Source organism: Bradyrhizobium sp. 1200_D9_N1_1 (assembly GCF_052075915.1).
Lineage (GTDB): Bacteria > Pseudomonadota > Alphaproteobacteria > Rhizobiales > Xanthobacteraceae > Bradyrhizobium > Bradyrhizobium diazoefficiens.
The window spans coordinates 2,881,450-2,900,575 of record NZ_CP197226.1; the positions used below are offsets into that span (position 1 = coordinate 2,881,450).

Genomic DNA, 19,126 nt, shown 5'->3' on the forward strand with positions numbered 1-19,126 from the left:
TCCACCGACTCTGTCTCCCCTCATTGGCTCGACGGGAACGAATCCTTATGCGGCAAGACCGAAGCGCTCTGAGCAAGCTCGGTCAACATCACTTTGACGGCGATCCCACGGACGTTCTTCGCTAGAGGCGCCTACGTGCTGTTCGTCTCGCGACGGCCTAGACGTGGATCGCGTGGCCGAGTGCCTTGAAGGCCGCTTCCTGAATTGCTTCGCCCAGCGTGGGATGCGCGTGGATCGTGCCGGCGATGTCCTGCAGGACCGCGCCCATCTCGATCGCCAGGCCGAATGCGGCAGAAAGCTCCGAGACGCCCTGTCCAACCGCCTGGATACCGAGAACGCGTTGATTGTCGACCCTGGCGACGACGCGCACAAAGCCGGGCTCGCCATGGCGCGTCATCGCGCGGCCATTGGCTGCAAAGGGAAATTGTCCAACCTTGATGTTGATGCCGGCCCGGCGAGCCTCGTCCGGTGACAAGCCCGCGGAGACGATCTCAGGATCGGTGAAGCAGATCGCCGGGATGCAGCGCTTGTCCCACGCGCGTGGCATGCCGGCTGCGATTTCCGCCACCATCTCGCCCTGCGCCATGGCGCGATGGGCCAGCATCGGCTCTCCCGTGACATCGCCGATCGCGTAGATGCCGCGCATCGAGGTCTCGCAATGCTGGCCGATACGGATGAAGCAACCATCCATGTCGAGGACGAGTTGCTCCAGCCCCAATACCTCGGTGACCGGCGTGCGCCCGACCGTGACGAGAATCTTGTCAGCCGTCAGGCTGCGCTCCTGGCCATCGGGCGTCTCGACGCGCAATCCGTCGCCCTGAGCGGTCAGGCCGAGCGCCCGGGCACCGGTCAGCACCTCGACGCCGAGCGCGGTCAAGCGTCTGGCGATCGGAGCCGTCAACTCGACGTCGTAGAGCGGCAGGATGTTGTTCTGGGCTTCCACCACGGCAACCTTGCTCCCCAGCTTGGCGAAGGCGGTCCCGAGCTCGAGCCCGATATAGCCGCCGCCGACGACAACGAGGGATTTTGGCACCTCCGCGAGCGAGAGTGCACCGGTCGAGGAGATGACCCTGCCGCCGAACGGCAGGGTCGGCAGCTCGACAGGAGCCGAGCCGGTCGCGATCACCACCGTCTCGGCCTTGATCGTCTTCGGGCCGGTCTCGGTCTCGACGACGATCGTCTTGCCGTCGCGGAAGCGTCCATGGCCCTGGACGATCTTGACCTTGGCCTTGCGGAGCAGCGCAGCGACGCCGTTGTTCAGCCGATGAACGATACCGTCCTTCCAGGCGATCGCCTGCTTGAAGTCGAGAGCAGGTTGCGCCGCCGTCAGGCCAAAGGGGGTCTTGCCATCAGCTGCCTCCGCCAGCTTCTCGAATTCCTCGGCAACATGAATCATCGCCTTCGAAGGAATGCAGCCGACGTTCAGGCAGCTTCCGCCGAGCTTGCCGCGTTCGACGAGAACGGTGTCGAGGCCGAGCTGGCCGGCGCGGATCGCGCACACATAGCCGCCGGGCCCGGCACCGACTACGAGGAGCTGACAGGTGATTTCGGTCATTGCTTGCTCTGCCTTAGGGGTCGACGAAGATCGTCGCCGGGTTCTCCAGCAGCTCCTTGAGCCTCTGCACGAAGACGGCGGCGTCCCATCCGTCGATGACGCGGTGATCGAAGCTGCAGGAGAGGTTCATCATCTTGCATGGCACGAACTGCGTGCCGTCCCAGACTGGACGTATCGCGATCTTGTTGACGCCGACGATGGCGACCTCGGGATGATTGATCACCGGCGTGGTCGCAAGGCCGCCGAGCGCGCCGAGCGAGGTGATGGTGATTGTCGAGCCGGTCAGCTCCTCGCGCGTCGCGGTGCCCTCGCGGGCGCGCTGCGCGAGACGGTTCAGCTCGATGCTGCAGTCCCGGAGGTCGCGCGCCTCCGCATGCTTCACCACGGGCACGACGAGGCCTGACGGAGTCTGGGTTGCGATGCCGATATGGATGCCGGCATGCTCGTGGACGATGCCGGCCTCGTCGTCATAGAGTGCGTTGAGCGCGGGCTGCTCGGTAAGCGCCTTGACCATCGCCCGCATCAGGAACGGCAGCAGCGTGAGCTTCGGGTGCTCCGGCGCAGGCTTCCTGTTCAGCGTCGCGCGCAGATCCTCCAGCGGCGAGACGTTGACCTCCTCGATGATGGTGATGTGCGGGATGCGAGACTTCGACAGCGCCATCTTCTCGGCAATGCGGCGGCGCAAGCCCACCACCTTGACGTCGGTGACGGCGGTCTTCGGAGCCATGCCGCGACCATGGGTCGGTGCCGGTCCGCGCGACAGGAAGGCGTCGATGTCCTCGTGGGTGATGCGTCCGGCGGGGCCTGTGCCGTGGACCTGGCGCAGGTCCAGGCCGGCTTCCCGCGCCTTGAGGCGTATGGCGGGCGAGGCCAGCGGCTTCTCGCCCGGCGTGCGGCGGACCGCAGACGTGGTCGCCGGCCGGGCCTCGATGGCCGCGGGGCGGATGCGGGCAGGGGGCGTTGGCACAGCATCCGGGGTTTTGGCATTCGTCACGGCCGATGGTGTGGCGACGTCTTCCGTCGGTGCCTCGTCTGCCGGCTCCGAGGCATCATCGCCTGCGACCTTGAGCTTCACGAGCGTCGAGCCGATCGCCACCGCATCGCCAATCCGGGCGCCGATCCAGCTGACCTCGCCTGCGAGCGGCGAGGGAATCTCGACCGAGGCCTTGTCAGTCATCACGGTGGCGAGCAGGTCGTCCTCGCGAACAAGATCGCCCTCCTTGACGTGCCACTCGACGAGTTCTGCTTCGGCGATGCCTTCCCCGATATCCGGAAGCTTGACGCTGCGCTCACCCATCAGCGTGTCTCCATGATGTCGCGCAGTGCTTGCCCGAGCCTGATAGGACCTGGGAAATAGTCCCATTCCTGGGCATGCGGGTAGGGCGTGTCCCAGCCGGTGACGCGCATCACCGGCGCTTCGAGATGATAGAAGCAGTGCTCCTGCACCAGCGCCGTGAGCTCCGCGCCGAAGCCGGAGGTCAGGGTTGCTTCGTGCAGCACGATGCAGCGGCCGGTCCTGGCGACGGAAGCGATGATCGTCTCGAGATCGAGCGGAAGCAGGGTGCGCAGGTCGATCACCTCGGCATCGACGCCCGTCTCCTCGACTGCCGCCAGCGCGACGTGAACCATGGTGCCGTACGTCAGGACGGTGACGGCCTCTCCGGCGCGCCGCGTCACCGCCTTGCCGAGCGGCGTGGTGTAGTGTCCCTCCGGCACTTCGGAGAGCTCATGTTTGGCCCATGCGGTGACCGGGCGATCGTGATGACCGTCGAACGGGCCGTTGTAAAGCCGCTTTGGCTCCAGAAAGATGACGGGATCCGGATCCTCGATGGCCGCGATCAGGAGGCCCTTCGCATCATGGGGATTGGACGGCACTACGGTCTTCAGTCCCGCGACATGGGTGAAGAGTGCCTCGGGGCTCTGGCTGTGGGTCTGTCCACCGAAAATGCCTCCGCCGGTCGGCATGCGGATGACGAGGGGGCAGGTGAAGTCGCCAGCCGAACGATAGCGCAGGCGAGCTGCCTCCGAGACGATCTGGTCGTAGGCCGGATACATGTAATCGGCGAACTGAAGCTCGACGCAGGGGCGCAGTCCATAAGCGGCCATGCCGATCGCGGTGCCGACGATGCCGCATTCGCTGATCGGCGCATCGAAACAGCGCGAGACGCCGTACTTCTGCTGCAGGCCCTGCGTGCAGCGGAACACGCCGCCGAAAAAGCCGACGTCCTCGCCATAGACCACGACGTCGTCGTTGCGAGCCATCGAGACGTCGAGCCCCGAGCGGATTGCCTCGATCATCGTCATGCGCGGCATGGCTCAGACTCCGATCTGCTGGCGCTGCCGACGCAGATGCGGCGGTAGTTCGGCATAGACATCCTCGAAGATATCGCGCGCCGAGGGCTTACCGCCGGAATGCAGGGTGCCGAAGGCCTCGGCTTCCTTCTGCGCGGCGATGACGGTGGCAAGAATCTCGGCCTCGGTCTGCTTGTGGCGCTCCTCCGACCAGGCGCCGGCTGCGATGAGATGCTGCTTGAGCCGGATCACGGGATCGCCCAGCGGCCACTCCTCGGATTCGTGCTTCGGCCGGTAAGCGGAAGGATCATCCGACGTCGAATGGGCGCCGGCGCGGTAAGTGACGTATTCGATCAGTGTTGGCCCGAGGTTGAGCCGCGCCCGCTCGATCGCCCACTTTGCGACGGCATAGGTCGCGAGATAGTCGTTGCCGTCAACCCTGAGCGCGGGGATGCCGAAGCCGAGGCCGCGCGCCGCGAAGGTGCCCGAGCCGCCACGCGCGATGCCCTGGAAGGTCGAGATGGCCCACTGGTTGTTGACCACGTTGAGGACGACCGGCGCCTTGTAGGTCGAGGCGAAGACAAGCGCCGCATGGAAATCCGATTCCGCCGTCGAGCCGTCGCCGATCCAGGCGGCGGCAATGCGGTTGTCGCGCTTGATCGCCGACGCCATGGCCCAGCCGACCGCCTGGACGAACTGCGTGGCGAGGTTGCCCGAAATCGAAAAGAAGCCGTGCTTTTTCGAGGAGTACATCACGGGCAATTGCCGGCCCTTTAGCGGATCATGCTCATTGGAATAGATCTGACACATCATGTCGACGAGCGGATAGTCATGCGCGATCAGCAGGCCGGCCTGACGGTAGGTCGGGAAGTTCATGTCGTCGGGGCCGAGCGCGATGCGGAACGCGCAGCTCACCGCTTCCTCGCCGGTGTGCTGCATGTAGAAAGACGTCTTGCCCTGACGTTGCGCCATCTGCATGCGCGCGTCGAACGTGCGCAGGGTCATCATGTGGCGCAGGCCGGCGACCAGTTCGTCCAGGGAGAGGTCCGGCACCCATGGCCCGATTGCCCGGCCCTCGTGATTGAGCACGCGGATGATCGAGTAGGCGAGGTCACGAATCTCCTCAGGGAGCACGTCGACCGGCGGGCGCCGGACTGAGCCTGCCTTCGGAATCGAGACGCCGGAGAAATCCGGCTTGCCCCCCGGACGGCTTGCAGGCTCCGGAACGTGAAAGCGAAGTGGCGTGGGGCTGTTCATGGAAGCATCCGCTCGTTTGCCGGTTCTGCAGAGACAACGCCTGGCCGACCGGATTCCTCGCGCGCGAGCCCCACGACGCGAAGGTCCGTGATCGCCGGATGGCGCGACAGCCGTTCCGCGATGTCAGCGCAATCGGCCGACGGCTGGACTTCAAGGACCATCCGTATCGTCCGGCCGCCACCGGGGCAGGTCGTCATCGCGACCTGGTCGAGGCCGAAGCCGAACCGCGCCGCGTCGAGGACGAGCCGAACGATCCCGTCAAAGGGGTCGGATGTGGTGGCGATCACGCTGACGGATCGGCGCTGTTGAGGTTGCATGTCACGTTCTCCCGCCGCACAATGATAATCTCCTGGTTCGAGAAAATTTCCCAAAATTCCGGTGTATTGGCCGGAATCGCGGAAAAGTTTCCCGCCGGAATGCAAAAAGACAGAAGGATTGACCCATGCCCTCCAAGCGCAGCCCCGTCGAGGATCTCGATCATCTGGATCGCCGGATTCTCTCTGCGCTTTGCGAGAACGGCCGCTTGACGACGAGTGCGCTGGCGGAGCAGGTCGGGCTCTCGAGTTCTCCATGCTGGACCAGAGTGAAGCGCCTGGAGGAAAACGGAGCGATCGAGAAATATGTCGCGGTGCTCAATCACGCCAATCTCGGATACAACAACATCGCCTTCGTCGAGATCACGCTGGACAAGCATGACGACAAGGTGCTCGATCGCTTCGGTACTGCCCTGTCGCGGATTCCGGAGGTGATGGAGGCCTACCTGGTGACCGGCGATTACGACTATCTCATCAAGGTCGTCGTGCGAGACACCGATCACTACGAGCGCTTCCTGCGACAGTCGTTGTACAGGATACCGGGTATTCGGCAGTCGCGAACGACATTCGGCCTGCGCACCCTGAAGCGCCAGATTTCGATCGATCCCTCCAAGGCCGGTCCGCCGTAAGCGCGGCTGTTTCGAACGGGCCCCTGAGGGGCGGGCTCCCGCGATCGGGAGCCCGACGAAAGATGCTCGTGGCGCCGCGCGCCTAAGCCAGGAGCATTCGGTTCGACGCCAGCTCCCGTGTTCGAGCGGAAGCCAGCGGAGCATCAGAACGCGGTCTTCTTGCCGATGATGCCGACATAGCTCGATCGCACCAGGGCGCCCCATCGCCCATCCTTCTTGACGATCACATAGAAGGAATCGGCCGACAATATCGGCTTGTCGTTGGCGTCATAGCGCGTGAACCGCGTGATGAAGTGCAGCTTGTCGTCGGATTTTTGCACGAGCTTGCGATACGTCCATGCCGAACGCGCCCAGGTCGAGGCCTGCGCCAACTGCTTCGCGTCGTTCGATTGCGCATATTCTTCCGGCGTGTTCCAGATCTGAACCTGGCCGGCGGCGATCCGGATGTGCGGATAATGGACCGTCTTGGCCCAGGCTTCCGCGTCTCGCGAGTTGAATGCCTTCATGAACTCGTCGAGATAGGAGCATCCCTGCTTCAAGAGTTCGTCGTTTCCGGGATTCAGGCACTCATCGTCGGTCTGAGTTTGAGCGAGCGCAACGGTGCTCATGCCAAAAAACACACCCGCGAGCGCGAGCAGTCTGCGGAATTTCATACTTTACCTCCCTGTCAGGTGAAATCGGCTCTGTTTCGTTGTGATTGGTCGAGGCGCCGATCGCGTTTCGATCTTCAAGTAGACGAAGCGCCGAGGCAATGCCGGCGAAGCGCAGTATTTCTGACGGGGGTGTCAGTTTTTCTCAACGGCCGAGATCTCGACGACACTGCCGGTGTGAGCGTGAAAATGCCGGAGGATCAGAAAAACGAAACAGGGGGTCAGAAAAAGCGCCTTGCATGAGGCGGGGAGACCTCGCTCATCTTGCCCACCAAGAAGAGCCTATTGCAGGCGGGGAAACAACGATGATCGCGAGCAGTCAATCCTGCGCGAGGGCTCGGCCCGGTCGCGCCTCCGAAGCCGGAAACGGTTGACCGGAACATGAGCCGCTCGGAGCATCTGGTGCGTGGAATTCCATCGTTCAGGCTGACGCAGGAGGAGGTCATCTTCTGCATCACGCTCGTCCTGATCGCGGCTTTCTCGATCTTCCTGCCCAGGTTTCTCACCGCCGGGAACATCCTCACGCTGCTGAACAACGTCGCGACGCTCGGCATCCTTGCGGTCGGCATGGCGCTGGTCGTCGTCGGGCGCGGCATCGACCTGACCATGATCGCGGTGATGGTGATCGGCGTTGCGTTCAGCATCTGGCTGTCGACCACCGGCCTGCCGTTTGGCTGGGCACTGGTGGTTGGCGGGCTGCTCGTCATCCTCGTCGGCGTCGGCACCGGAACGCTCGTCGCGGTGGCGGACGTGCCGCCGATCTTTGCGACCCTCGGCCTCGCATCGGTGGTCTACGGCGCGGGGCGAATCGTCTTCAAGTCGGACGTGGTCTATGCTCCGACGGGGCACGGCTGGTTCACGTTCCTCGGAACAGGGACGATCGCCGGCGTTCCCGTCTCGGTCTGCGTGGCGGCGGTGCTGGCTGGACTCGTGGCCCTGTTCCTGCGGAAGACCCGCTTCGGGCGGTTCATCTACGCGACCGGCGACAATCCTTTCGCCGCGCGCACCATGGGATTGCCGGCCCGGCCGGTCATCATCTCGCAATATGCCGCCAGCGCCCTGATCGCATTTCTGTCCGGCATCCTGATGTGCGCGGTGGTCTCCGGCATCAACACGCGCCTGTACAACTCGACGCTGATCTACGATGTGCTTCTCGTCGTTGTGCTTGGTGGCATTGGCCTCAGCGGCGGGCAGGGCGGTGTCCGCAATGTGATCGTGGGCACGATCCTCGTCGGCGTTCTCACCAACGGCATGACGATCCTCAACATCAGCTTCACGGCCCAGAACCTCATCAAGGGCGTGATCCTGCTTGGCGCTCTGGCGATCGATGCGCTGCTCAATCCGCGCGACGAACAGACCTCGCAGAGTGGCGATATCTAGGGCGAACGCCTCAAGCGATTACAAACCGGGAGGACATCATGGTTTCAGTTCTGCGAAAATTGTTGTTGACGGGCCTCGTGCTCGGGGGCCTTGCGTCCGCGACGCCGAGCATCGCCGCCGAGGTGCAGCAGGTCGGCAGAGAGGCATATCTGAAGGCCCTCAAGGGCAAGAAGGTGATCTTCGTTCCGATCTCCCAGGGCTTCGACCTCAACCAGGCCTGGGTGACGGTATGGCAGCGGCATGCTCAACGCTACGGCTTCACGCTCGAAGTGCGCGATCCCAACATGAATACAGAGGCGGGCATTCGCGCGCTGACCGGCGCGATCGCCGAGAAGCCCGATCTGCTGATCGTGCAGAATCCGGACGTGCAGACCTATGCGCGCCAATTGAAGCAGGCTCAGGAGGCCGGAATTCCGGTGCTTCAGGTCAACATGCAGTCGGCGACCCAGACGGATTCGTATGTGGGAAACGATTGGATCGAGATGGGCCGGCTCGAGATGGGCGAACTGGCCAAGGCCTGCGCCAAGGGCAAGGGCCCGTCCACCAAGGTCGTCTGGCTCGCCGGGGTGGAGACCGGTGCGGCCAACATCTACATGCGCCAGGGCATCAACGAGGTGCTGGTCGCCAATCCCGACCTTCAGCTCGTATCTGATCAGGCCGCCAACTACGACTCCGACAAGGCGCGCCAGATCACTGCGACGGTTCTCCAGCAGCATCCCGATCTCTGCGGCGTGATGGGCATCTGGGACAACGCCGAGGTCGGCGCCGGAGCTGCCGTGGCAGCCGCAGGCAAGACCGGGCAGGTCACGATCGTCACGAATGGCGCAGGAAGCCAGACCGGTTGCGACAGCATCAAGAAAGGGCTCCTGACCGTCGTCTACAACTTCCATGCCGACATCCAGGGCGAGATCGCGGCAGGCCAGATATCCGAGTTGCTGCAAGGCAACCGCAAGGCCGCCGCCGTCAAGGACGTGTTCTTCGGGCCGGTGACGCGGGTCGACAAGAACAATGCGACGGGCCGCAACTGCTGGACGCTCGACGAACTCAAGTAAGGGGCATGTGGCGCTACGGCCCCAGGCCGGCGCGCGCAGGGAATGGACGAGATGAGTTTATCGACCGATATCGTTCGCTGGCGGTACAAGCTCCTCCCCGATCACGTGATCGGGGAGGTCCTCACCAAGAAGTGGGTCGACAGCGCCATCCCGTTCCTGGCGCTGGCGCTGCTCGTGTTCGGTCTGGGGCCGTTCGTTCCGCACTTCTTCGAATGGACCACGCTCGGAAACCTCGCGCGCCAGTTTGCGGAGTTTGGGCTGATCGTTCTCGGCCTCACGATCGTGATGATGTCGGGCGGAATCGATCTGTCCGTCGGTTCGGTTTTCGCACTGTCCGTGCTGATGTCCCTGATAGGCATGAATGTCGAGGGATGGAGCGCTGGTACTGGTCTCGTTGCCACACTGGCTGTCGGAGCCTCATGCGGTGCTTTGAACGGGCTGCTTGTCGGCTATGTCAGGATGCGGGCGTTCCTCACGACACTGGTCACCCTCATCATCTTCCGATCGTTGTTCGAGATCGTCTTTCCCGAGTTCTCGACGGCGATTGTGACCAACATGTCCGACTCCGCCGCGTTTGAATATCTCGGCACCGCGAATATCGGGCTGGCGCCGGTCTCCTTCCTGATCACTGCCGCCATCGCAATCGGCGTTCACGTGGTGCTCTCGCGCACACGGTATGGCTGGCATCTACTCGCCGTCGGTGGGGCGCGCCGTTCGGCGTACAATGCCGGCATCAATGTTCGCTGGACGATCTTCAGCGCCTATGTTTGTTGCAGCACCCTCGTCGCCCTGTCCGGATTCCTGTTCGCAAGCCGGATCGGAAGCGCGGCGTCGGACGTCGGGGCGGGACTCGAGCTGCAGGCGCTCACGGCCACGGTGCTGGGTGGTATCTCGCTGGGCGGCGGGCGGGGCACGGTCTCCAAGGCGATCATGGGGGCCGTCTTCGTGCTGCTCCTGTCGAACAGCTTCCTCGCGCTCGCGATCTCCGGCCCCGGGGCCGACCTCGTGCTGGGTCTGATCCTTGTCGCCGCCGTCTTCCTTGACGTGCGCTGGGTCAAGAACCGCCACAAGCTGCTGCGGAGCGTCTACATTTCCCCGGCCTATGCCCGCATGCCCGACCCCGTCCCAACGGACCCGGGCGCGGGCGCCATGGCACCGAACGACAGGCTGCGCGACGTCGGCGTCATCGGCCTTGGCATTCTGGAGGGCGCCGAGGACGTCATCTTCGATCGCCACGACAACCTCTACACAGGCAACCGTCACGGCGACATCGTGCGCTGGCTTCCGCCCGATTATCAGCGCTGGGAGGTGCTGGCGCATATCGGCGGCTCGCCGCTGGGGATGGCGTTCGATCGCCAGGGACATCTCAACATCTGCGTCGCGGGAATGGGCCTCTATCAGGTCGAGATGAACGGCACGGTGCGCCGCCTGACCGCGGAGACGAACCGGAGCCTGCTGTCGATCATCGACGATTCCAACATGAAGCTCGCGGACGATCTCGACATCGCGCCCGATGGCACCATCTATTTCAGCGAGGCGACGACGCGGTTCGAGATGCACGACTGGTATTCGGACGCGCTCGAGAGTCGCGGCAACGGCCGTATCATCCGCTACGATCCGAAGACCAGAAGGACCCGGACCGTTCTGAAGAACCTGGTGTTTCCGAACGGCATCTGCATGTCCTACGATAACGAGTCCCTGCTCTTCGCGGAAAGCTGGGCTTGCCGGATCAGTCGGTACTATTTCGATGGACCGAAGAAGGGCGAGGTGGAGGTCGTCATTCCGAACCTTCCCGGTTACCCCGACAACATCAATCGCGCGTCCGACGGGTGCTACTGGCTGGCCTTGATGGGGATGCGTACACCGGCGCTCGACCTGTCGCTCGAGATGCCGGGCTTCCGCAAGAGGATGTCGCGGCGGTGCTCCGAAGATGCCTGGCTGATGCCGAATTTGAACACCGGTTGTGTTCTCAAGTTCAACGAGCGTGGCGAGATCCTCGAAAGCTATTGGGATCAGGGCGGTCAGAAGCATCCCATGATCACCTCGATGCGCGAGCACAAGGGCGTGCTTTATCTCTGCGGAATCTTCAACAACAGGATGGGGACATACCGGCTGGAGGGAGCCGACCCCGCGTTCTGCGGTGTGGACAGCTATTGGGGCCACCGCTCGTGAAATGGATCGACAAAGTGCTGGGGCGCCGCGAAGGCGCGGTCACGGTGCCAGTGCTCGACGGCCCGTTCCTGCCGAACCAGAAGCTCGAGGCCGCGCCGGTCCTCTGCCAGGTCGATCAGGTCGACAACCTCGTGGCTCTCGGTGCCAACCTCTTTGCCTCGAGCGGCTCCGGGCTGCTCCGTCTGCGGCCGACCTCCTCCTCAGGTCCGGAGACAATGGCAAGGTTCGATGCCCCGATCTCGGCGATGGCTGGACTCGGGGATGCGCTGGCGATCGGGCTGGACCGCAAGGGACTCGTCGTGCGGGGCGGTCGCTTCGACGGCAAGGTGGTTCAGCCTTCTGGTGACGTCCTGCATTGCCCGACCGCGATCGCGTGGCTGGACGAGTCGACGCTCGCCGTGTGCAACGGGTCGAAACATGTCGGTGCACTCGACTGGCGGCGTGCGCTGATGACGAAGGATCTTTCCGGCTCAGTCGTCGTCGTCGATCTCGTCGAGGACCGGGTTACGATCGCAGCGACTGGATTGGGGTGGCCATCCGGATTGGCGGCATTAGACGGACAGGTGTTCGTCTCCGAGTGTCTGCGTCACCGCGTCCTTGCGCTGGCGCTTCCGGCTGGAAAGCCCGTTGAGCTTGTCACCAGCCTGCCTGGCTATCCCGCACGCCTGACGCGCGCGGCTGCCGGTGGTATTTGGCTTTCCTTCTATTCCGTGCGCAACCAGCTCGTGGAGTTCATCCTGCGCGAGGATGAATACAGGACCCGCATGGTCAACGAGCTGCCGGAAGAGCACTGGGTGGCCCCGTCACTCTGTTCAGGACGCAGCTTCAAGGAGCCGATGCAGGGAAGCCAGCTGAAGCAGATGGGCATCCTGAAGCCCTATTCGGTCACGCGGTCTTATGGGCTGATGGCGTATTGCGACGCGAGCATGACGCCCATCGGATCCTTCCACTCCCGCGCGGACGGCACGCGGCATGGTGTCGTGGCGGCCGCCGAATGCGCAGGTGCGCTCTACCTCGCCAGCCGCGGTTCGAACGCGGTCCTGGAAATCCGCGATCCGGCGACGGCCCTCTCGGAGTAATCGCATGCAGCCCATTCTGGAGATCCGCAACGGAACGAAGCTGTTTGGAAGGATCCCCGCCTTCCAGGAAGTCGATTTCGCCGTTTCGCCGGGAGAGGTACACGCCATTCTCGGCGAGAACGGTGCCGGCAAGTCGACGCTGACGAAGGTTCTTGCCGGCGTCTACAAGCTCACGTCCGGAGAGATGCTCCTGAACGGGACGCCGGTGCAGTTGTCGACGCCTGCCGAAGGCCTGAAGCAGGGTGTTGTCATGGTCTACCAGGAGACCAATCTCGTGCCGTCGATGACGGTGGCACAGAACATCTACCTAGGCGAGGAGAAGGTGTTCAATAGGCTGCGGGGACTCTACATCCAGGCCCGACAATTCCTGGCTGGCATGGGATTCCAGGTCGATCCCACGGCACAGGTCTCGCAGCTCGGAGCGGCGCAAAAGCAGATGGTGGAGATCGCGCGCGCCGTTCATCACAAGGCGAAGGTGATCATCTTCGACGAACCGACGGCGACGCTCACGCCGGAGGAGAAGCGGCACTTCTTCAACCTGATCCGGCGTCTGGTGGCCGACAAGGTCGCGATCATCTTCATTTCGCACGCGCTTGAAGAGGCGCTGCAGCTGGCCGATCGCATTACAATTCTCCGGGACGGGCGGCTGGTCGCATCGGATGTCAAGGAGACGTTCACGCGCGATACGGTCATCCAGGCAATGGTCGGACGAAACCTGACCGAGACGTTGCATGGCGATCACGGCCGCCCGCCCAGGCCGTATGGTGAACGGGTGCTCAGCGTGGAGAATTTGTCTTCGGGCACGATGGTCCGCAACACGTCATTCTCTATCTTCGCAGGACAGGTGACGGGTGTCTTCGGGCTGGTCGGCGCCGGTCGCACCGAAATGATGAAGGTGGTCGCTGGCGTGTTGAAGCGGGACATCTTCCATGGTGGAGAGATCAAGTATCGCGGCAAATCGGTCCGCTACCGGGTTCCGCGGATGGCGGTCCGCGAGGGCATCGTCTACGTCACGGAAGACCGCAAGTTCGACGGTTTTTTCGAGACAATGACGGTGGCCGAGAACCTGCATCTGGGCGAGCTCTCGCGCTTCTCGAACCCGCTGTCCGTGATCTCGATGACACAGGCGAAGGAGCTGGCGCGACAATGGGCCGGGCGGCTTCAGCTTCGGTCGATCAATGAAAAGGCCAGGGTGATCGAACTCTCCGGCGGCAACCAGCAGAAGGTCGTCATCGCGCGGTCGCTCATCCAGAAGCCCAGGCTGATCATCTTCGACGAGCCGACCCGCGGTGTCGACGTCGGCGCCATCGTCGAGATCCACCAGTTCATCAATAGCCTGGCTGACGACGGTCTCGCCGTGGTCGTGATCTCCTCCTACCTGCCCGAGGTCATGGCACTCTCGGACCGCATCCTGGTCGCAAAGCGGGGAAAGATCGTCGAAGAGATCAAGACAGCCGAGGCAACCGAGCAGCAGATCATGTACGCCGCCGTCCACTAGGCGGCCTGCCACAGCATATGCCGGCTGTCCCAACACGATCATGTGGGGCACGACACCGGCGACCGGACATGCAAGAGATGAACGAGGTCACCGTGACGAGGGTCGGAATTATCGGCGTGGGCCTGATGGGCCACGGCATCGCGAAGAACGTCCTGGCGCGGGGCCGCTTCCCCCTGGCGTTTCTCGATCACCCGGGCAACCAGCCCGTCGACGATCTCGTCGGACTCGGTGCCACAGCCTGCAAGACTCCTGCTGACGTCGCGGAAGCATCGGACATCATCATCCTCTGCGTCACCGGTTCGCCCCAGGTCGAGGCGGTTCTCACCGGTGACGCGGGCATCTTGTCCCGGCTGCGCAAGGGAACCATCATCGTCGATTGTTCGACCGCATTGCCGGAATCGACATTGCGGATGGCCGCGGCCGTCCGCGCCGCCGGCGGGGCCTTCCTCGATGCGCCCATGACCCGCACGGCAAAGCATGCGGAAGATGGGGCGCTGAACCTTCTGGTTGGAGGCGACGAAACAGATTTTCAGAATGCCTGCGCGGTCCTCGCATCCTTCACCGAGCGGGTCGAAAGAGTTGGGCCGGTGAGCTTTGGTCATCGGCTCAAGCTGCTCCACAACTATGTCTCGATCGGGTTCATGGCGCTGCTCAGCGAAGCCGCCGCACAGGCGGCCGATGCGGGCGTCGATCCCGCGGTTTTCGTCGATGTCCTCGCCAAAGGAGGTGGGGCCGGCGCTGCGCTACAGCGTATGACGCCAGCCATCGTGACGGACGACGTCGGCACGGTCCCGTTCTTCATCGGCAATGCGTTGAAAGACATCGATTATTACCGGACCATGGCAAGCGCATCCGGCGCATCCAGGACGATCGCGGACGGCGTTGCCGGCGCGATCGCGGCAGTGGTCGAGAGCGGTCACGGCGAGGCGTACATACCGGAATTGGCGCGCTTTCTGCGGAAGCCGCACCCGGCCGCCTAGAGGCCCTGCCCGAGTCGAAGAATCACCGCTATGAAAGCGCGAAATCAGACAACGGCGAGGCATCCGTCCATCGCCTCTGTTGAGACAGGAGTACTACGATGACGAAAGCTGAGATCCGATTTCCGCTCGACGGCCGAGCCCGAAAGATGTTCGTCGATGGCGCGTGGGTGGAAGCCCGCTCGGGCAAGGTCTTCGAGACGCATAACCCCGCGACCGGCGAGGTCATCGGTCGCGTGCCGCGCGGCGAGGCGGCCGACATCAGCGTGGCGGTCGCTGCGGCCCGACGCGCTTTCGTAGGACCGTGGAGCCGTTTCAAGCCGTTCGAGCGGCAGGCGCTGCTCCTGCGTATCGCCGACCTGTTCGAGAAGCACTGGGAGGAGATCAGCCAATCCGATACGGCCGATATGGGAATGCCGATCGCCCGGACGCGCGCAAACAAGCTTCGCGTGATCGGCATGCTGCGATACTACGCCGGCATGGCGACCGCGCTCCATGGGCAGACGGTAGATAATTCGCTTCCGGGGGACATCGTCTCGTTCACGCGGAAGGAGCCCGTCGGCGTGGTTGGCGCCATCATCCCCTGGAATGCGCCGACGGCCGCATCGGTCTGGAAGATCGGGCCCGCGCTCGCAACCGGCTGCACGATCGTGCTGAAGCCGTCGGAAGAGGCGCCGCTGACGCCGCTGCTGATCGCGGACCTGATGAACGAGGCCGGCGTGCCGCCCGGCGTCGTCAACGTGGTGACCGGAACCGGGGTGGAGGCCGGCGCACCGCTGGCCGAGCATCCCGATGTCGAGAAGATCGTCTTCACCGGCTCCACCGCGACCGGCCAGGCGATCATCCGGGCTTCGGCCGGAAACCTCAAGCGGGTGTCTCTCGAGCTGGGCGGAAAGTCACCGGTCATCGTCTGTGCCGACGCTGATCTCGACAAGGCCGTGCCGATCGCCGCGATGGCCGCATTCGCCAATTCGGGCCAGATCTGCATCGCCGGCTCGCGCCTGTTGGTGGAGCGTAAAATCCATGATGAATTGGTCGAGCGGCTCGGGAAGTTCGCCTCGGCCCTGAAGATCGGCGATGGCGCGGATCCGACGACGGAGATCGGACCTCTCGTTTCCCAGCGACAGCTCGACAAGGTCGAGGGCTTCCTGCAAAGCGGGCGCGAGGAGGGCGCGAAGGTGGTGGCCGGCGGCCGGCGCGTGAGGGAGGGGAATCTTGCGAAGGGTAACTTCGTCGAGCCGACCGTGTTCGCCGGCGTCTCCGATGATATGCAGATCGCCCGTGACGAAATCTTCGGGCCGGTTATTTCCGCACTGCCGTTCGACACCCTCGACGAGGCAGTGGAAAGAGCCAATGCGACGCCGTACGGGCTCGCGGCAGGTGTCTTCACGCGCGACGTGAGCAAGGCCCACGTCATCTCTCGCAGCCTCCGCGCAGGGTCGGTGTGGGTGAACACCTACCACGCGCTGGATCCCGCAATGCCATTCGGCGGCTACAAGATGAGCGGATATGGCCGCGAGGGCGGCACCGAGCATCTCGACGAATATCTGCACACGAAGGGTGTCTGGATCAAGCTGGACTGACCTTGAGACGCATGCGATCGCATGCGTGCCTGCCGTGCGCAATCTGAGGCAACCACAGATGCAATTCACCGAGCGAGTATCATGAAAGACACTTACACAATTGCTGTCGTGCATGGCGACGGCATCGGCCCTGAAGTGGCGCGTGCGGCGGTCGCGGTGCTGCAGGCCGGCGTCCAGGCCGGCACGCTGCGGTTCGTGGACTATCCCGCGGGCGCCGATCATTTCCTGAAGACGGGGGACTCGTTCCCGGCAGCCTCGTTCGAGGGCTGCAGGACAGCCGACGCCATTCTGCACGGTGCGGCCGGCATTCCCGGCGTGGTCCATCCCGACGGGACCGAGGCCGGGCTCGACTTCACGTTGACGCTCCGCTTCAAGCTCGACCTTTTTGCCAATGTGCGGCCGATCAAACTCTACAAGGGCGTTCCGTCGCCCCTGGGGCGGCCGGGTCCGATCGATTACGTCATCGTCAGGGAGAACAGCGAAGGGCTCTATGCCGCGCGCGGCGCGGGTGCGCTACTGAGGGAAGAAGTGGCTGTCGATACCCTCGTCCAGACCCGGAAGGGCGTCGAGCGCATCGTACGGTTCGCGTTCGAACTGGCCAGAACGCGCAACGGCTCGCCGAAGGACGGACGACGCCGCGTGACCTGCTGCGACAAGGCCAATGTGCTGCGGACCTACGCGTTCTTCCGTGCCGTGTTCGACGAGGTGGCGAAGGAATATCCCGACATCGAGGCCGAGCACGTCCTAGTTGACGCGATGACGGTTCATCTCGTCAACAAGCCCTCTCATTTCGACGTCATCGTTACCGAGAACATGTTCGGCGACATCATTTCCGATCTCGGTGCGGCGACGGTCGGCGGCATGGGCATGGCTCCATCGGAAGAGGTCGGTGACGGGATCGGTTTCTTCCAGGCCTCGCACGGCTCGGCGCCCGACATCGCGGGAAAGGGACTCGCCAATCCCTATGGAACCATCCTGGCATCGATCCTGATGCTGAGGCGTCTGGATCAGCGCCATCGCGATAGCCGGCTGAAGCTTGGGGCCGACAGGATCGAAGCTGCGGTGTGCGCCGGGCTGGAGGACCCCGCATTGAGGACCCGCGACATCGGCGGCGTCGCGCCGACCAATCAGGTCGTGGATGCTCTGCTGAAACGGCTTTGATGCGCCGGGCTCAGCGGAGCTGGGCAAGGCTGGTTCGTATCAAGGTAATCAGCCGTTCGGTGTTGGGGCGGAGGATCGGCCCGCGCGCGGTGATCAGGCCGACCTGACGGAGCCCGACATGGTTGGAGATCGGCACCATGCGAAATTGCTGCACTCCGGCCTGCACCAGCGCGACCCGGGGCACGATTGCAATGCCGAGCCCGGACGCCGCAAGGGCCATTGCCGTCGTGGCCTGCTGGACCTCGAACGGGACATCGAGATGGATTCCGAGTGTCTCCAGCGTGTCATCGATCAATCCCCGGACAGCAGTCGATTTCGACAGCATGATCGTGGGCTTGTCGACGAGGTCGGCAAAGCAGACGCTCGATTGTCCCTCGTCGAAGACGGGCGGCAAGCAAGCATAGAGCGGATCCTCGAGGATCGGCTCGAACTCGAAATCCTCCATGCCAGGAATCTGCGGACCAACTCCGAATTCGACATCCCGCCGTCGCAGCAGTTCAAGCATGGGCCCGGTCGGCAACTCCATGAGTTGCACCTGGGTGTTCGGATGACGGATCTTGAAAGTCGCCAGGATGTTCGGAAGCCAGCCGGTCGCAAGCGTCGGGACGCAGGCCATCTGAATGTGGCGGCTGCGCGACTGAGCTGCTTCCGTCAGCAAATCGAGCCCTGACTGGACCTCCTGCAGGGCGCGCTTGGCCTGTTCGAACAGGATCCGGCCCTCGGGCGTCAGTAGGACCTTCTGCGGCGTTCTGCGAAAGAGCTGGACGCCGATCTGCTCCTCCAGCCCGCGGACCTGCATGCTCACCGCGGACGGAGACCGGTTCGATTCCTGTGCGGCTTTCCTGAAGCTTTCGTGCTCCGCCGCGAGCAGGAAGGTATGGAGAAGCTTGAGATTGATGTTCGACAACGGCTGCTACCTTGTTCGGCGTCTATGCTGTTTATCGCAGGGGGACGAGGGTTCCTCTCTTTGCCCGGAATGGGGCCACCCGCAATATCCAGTGCTGATTGGCAGGCACGCGCACGAAGAAATCTGCAGCCAGGTTGCGGTGCAGCAAGTCCCGGTCGGCCGGGCAAAAGCAGCGTTGTGATCGTGCGACAGACGCCCATTTTCGGCCGGATAAGCTCCAGTCTGAGGCCGGCAAGCCATTGATTGCTCTCAACCCGTCGCAATCTCTTAATCAGCGGGTCCGAGGTTCGAGCCCTGGTGCGCCCACCAAATCGGCGGCTTAACGGGGGGAACCGTTTGAGCAGCTGATTTCTCGGACGGTCTTTTCCGATATCGGGCCCTGACGATGTGTAAGGCTACCCCGCGCTATAGCTTGAGGTCCTGCATCAAAGTGACTGCGCTGGCGGTGACGTGATCTTACCGCGCGGACGATCTCACCCGCCGGAGAGGGCGATCCGGACCTTGACGGACTGGAGCGAGAATCCCCGTTCTTCAATCGGTAAGAAGTCAGGTGATCTTCAAGTCCATACCGGAGACGCCATCCATCAATCCGACCGTGGATGGTCGGTTCGCGCATCAAT

16 protein-coding genes are annotated in these 19,126 nt (G+C 63.4%); 9 read left to right on the top strand and 7 right to left on the bottom strand.

Features of this window, described 5'->3' with window-relative positions; genetic code table 11:
• Positions 1 to 157: 157 nt before the first annotated feature.
• The 5 genes from lpdA to AB5K84_RS13890 are packed head-to-tail and all read right to left on the bottom strand — an operon-like array spanning position 158 to position 5,421.
• Positions 158 to 1,555, bottom strand: a complete 1,398-nt coding sequence (lpdA, locus tag AB5K84_RS13870; protein WP_441232521.1) for a dihydrolipoyl dehydrogenase — start codon at positions 1,553 to 1,555, stop codon at positions 158 to 160.
• 13 nt (positions 1,556 to 1,568) lie between these two features.
• Positions 1,569 to 2,852, bottom strand: a complete 1,284-nt coding sequence (locus AB5K84_RS13875; RefSeq protein WP_441232522.1) for a dihydrolipoamide acetyltransferase family protein — start codon at positions 2,850 to 2,852, stop codon at positions 1,569 to 1,571.
• The gene (locus AB5K84_RS13880; protein WP_011089072.1) at positions 2,852 to 3,868 is read right to left on the bottom strand and encodes an alpha-ketoacid dehydrogenase subunit beta; all 1,017 of its coding nucleotides are present in this window, start codon (positions 3,866 to 3,868) and stop codon (positions 2,852 to 2,854) included. Before AB5K84_RS13880 ends, AB5K84_RS13875 begins: the two co-directional genes overlap by 1 nt.
• A gap of 3 nt (positions 3,869 to 3,871) precedes the next feature.
• Positions 3,872 to 5,104: a 3-methyl-2-oxobutanoate dehydrogenase (2-methylpropanoyl-transferring) subunit alpha gene (locus AB5K84_RS13885; RefSeq protein WP_028176113.1), complete on the bottom strand. Its 1,233-nt coding sequence runs from the start codon at positions 5,102 to 5,104 to the stop codon at positions 3,872 to 3,874.
• A complete protein-coding gene (locus AB5K84_RS13890) occupies positions 5,101 to 5,421 on the bottom strand; it encodes a hypothetical protein (protein ID WP_028176112.1) in 321 nt (106 codons plus the stop codon). Before AB5K84_RS13890 ends, AB5K84_RS13885 begins: the two co-directional genes overlap by 4 nt.
• 125 nt (positions 5,422 to 5,546) lie before the next feature.
• Between AB5K84_RS13890 and AB5K84_RS13895 the strand changes: the two genes are divergently transcribed.
• Complete coding sequence (locus AB5K84_RS13895; protein WP_011089070.1) at positions 5,547 to 6,047, top strand: Lrp/AsnC family transcriptional regulator; 501 nt, start codon at positions 5,547 to 5,549, stop codon at positions 6,045 to 6,047.
• 143 nt (positions 6,048 to 6,190) lie between these two features.
• Here the strand turns inward: AB5K84_RS13895 and AB5K84_RS13900 are convergent, their stop codons facing one another.
• On the bottom strand, positions 6,191 to 6,700 hold the full coding sequence (locus tag AB5K84_RS13900; protein ID WP_404521450.1) for a hypothetical protein: 510 nt from the start codon (positions 6,698 to 6,700) through the stop codon (positions 6,191 to 6,193).
• A 378-nt stretch (positions 6,701 to 7,078) separates the two neighbouring features.
• On the opposite strand from AB5K84_RS13900, the gene AB5K84_RS13905 reads away from it, so the two are divergent.
• The 8 genes from AB5K84_RS13905 (at position 7,079) to AB5K84_RS13940 (ending at position 17,599) form a co-directional block, all read left to right on the top strand.
• Entirely contained in the window at positions 7,079 to 8,077 is a 999-nt protein-coding gene (locus AB5K84_RS13905; protein ID WP_011089068.1) for an ABC transporter permease, read from the top strand.
• Between the two features lie 38 nt (positions 8,078 to 8,115).
• Positions 8,116 to 9,129 (top strand): sugar ABC transporter substrate-binding protein, encoded by a 1,014-nt coding sequence (locus AB5K84_RS13910; protein ID WP_028176110.1) that lies wholly within the window; start codon positions 8,116 to 8,118, stop codon positions 9,127 to 9,129.
• 51 nt (positions 9,130 to 9,180) lie between these two features.
• Positions 9,181 to 11,301: an ABC transporter permease gene (locus AB5K84_RS13915; RefSeq protein ID WP_441232523.1), complete on the top strand. Its 2,121-nt coding sequence runs from the start codon at positions 9,181 to 9,183 to the stop codon at positions 11,299 to 11,301.
• Between the two features lie 50 nt (positions 11,302 to 11,351).
• Positions 11,352 to 12,380: a hypothetical protein gene (locus AB5K84_RS13920; RefSeq protein WP_441232524.1), complete on the top strand. Its 1,029-nt coding sequence runs from the start codon at positions 11,352 to 11,354 to the stop codon at positions 12,378 to 12,380.
• 4 nt (positions 12,381 to 12,384) lie between these two features.
• Positions 12,385 to 13,878: a sugar ABC transporter ATP-binding protein gene (locus tag AB5K84_RS13925; RefSeq protein ID WP_441232525.1), complete on the top strand. Its 1,494-nt coding sequence runs from the start codon at positions 12,385 to 12,387 to the stop codon at positions 13,876 to 13,878.
• Between the two features lie 68 nt (positions 13,879 to 13,946).
• On the top strand, positions 13,947 to 14,858 hold the full coding sequence (locus tag AB5K84_RS13930; RefSeq protein ID WP_271551602.1) for an NAD(P)-dependent oxidoreductase: 912 nt from the start codon (positions 13,947 to 13,949) through the stop codon (positions 14,856 to 14,858).
• A gap of 98 nt (positions 14,859 to 14,956) precedes the next feature.
• Positions 14,957 to 16,438 carry an aldehyde dehydrogenase family protein gene (locus AB5K84_RS13935; protein ID WP_441232526.1) on the top strand — a complete coding sequence of 494 codons (1,482 nt, stop codon included), beginning with the start codon at positions 14,957 to 14,959 and terminating at the stop codon, positions 16,436 to 16,438.
• Positions 16,439 to 16,519: 81 nt separating this feature from the next.
• Positions 16,520 to 17,599, top strand: coding sequence for an isocitrate/isopropylmalate dehydrogenase family protein (locus tag AB5K84_RS13940; RefSeq protein ID WP_279084188.1), 1,080 nt, complete (start codon positions 16,520 to 16,522; stop codon positions 17,597 to 17,599).
• 10 nt (positions 17,600 to 17,609) lie between these two features.
• On the opposite strand, the gene AB5K84_RS13945 is transcribed toward AB5K84_RS13940, so the two are convergent.
• Positions 17,610 to 18,506 (bottom strand): LysR substrate-binding domain-containing protein, encoded by an 897-nt coding sequence (locus AB5K84_RS13945; protein WP_441232527.1) that lies wholly within the window; start codon positions 18,504 to 18,506, stop codon positions 17,610 to 17,612.
• Positions 18,507 to 19,126 lie beyond the last annotated feature (620 nt).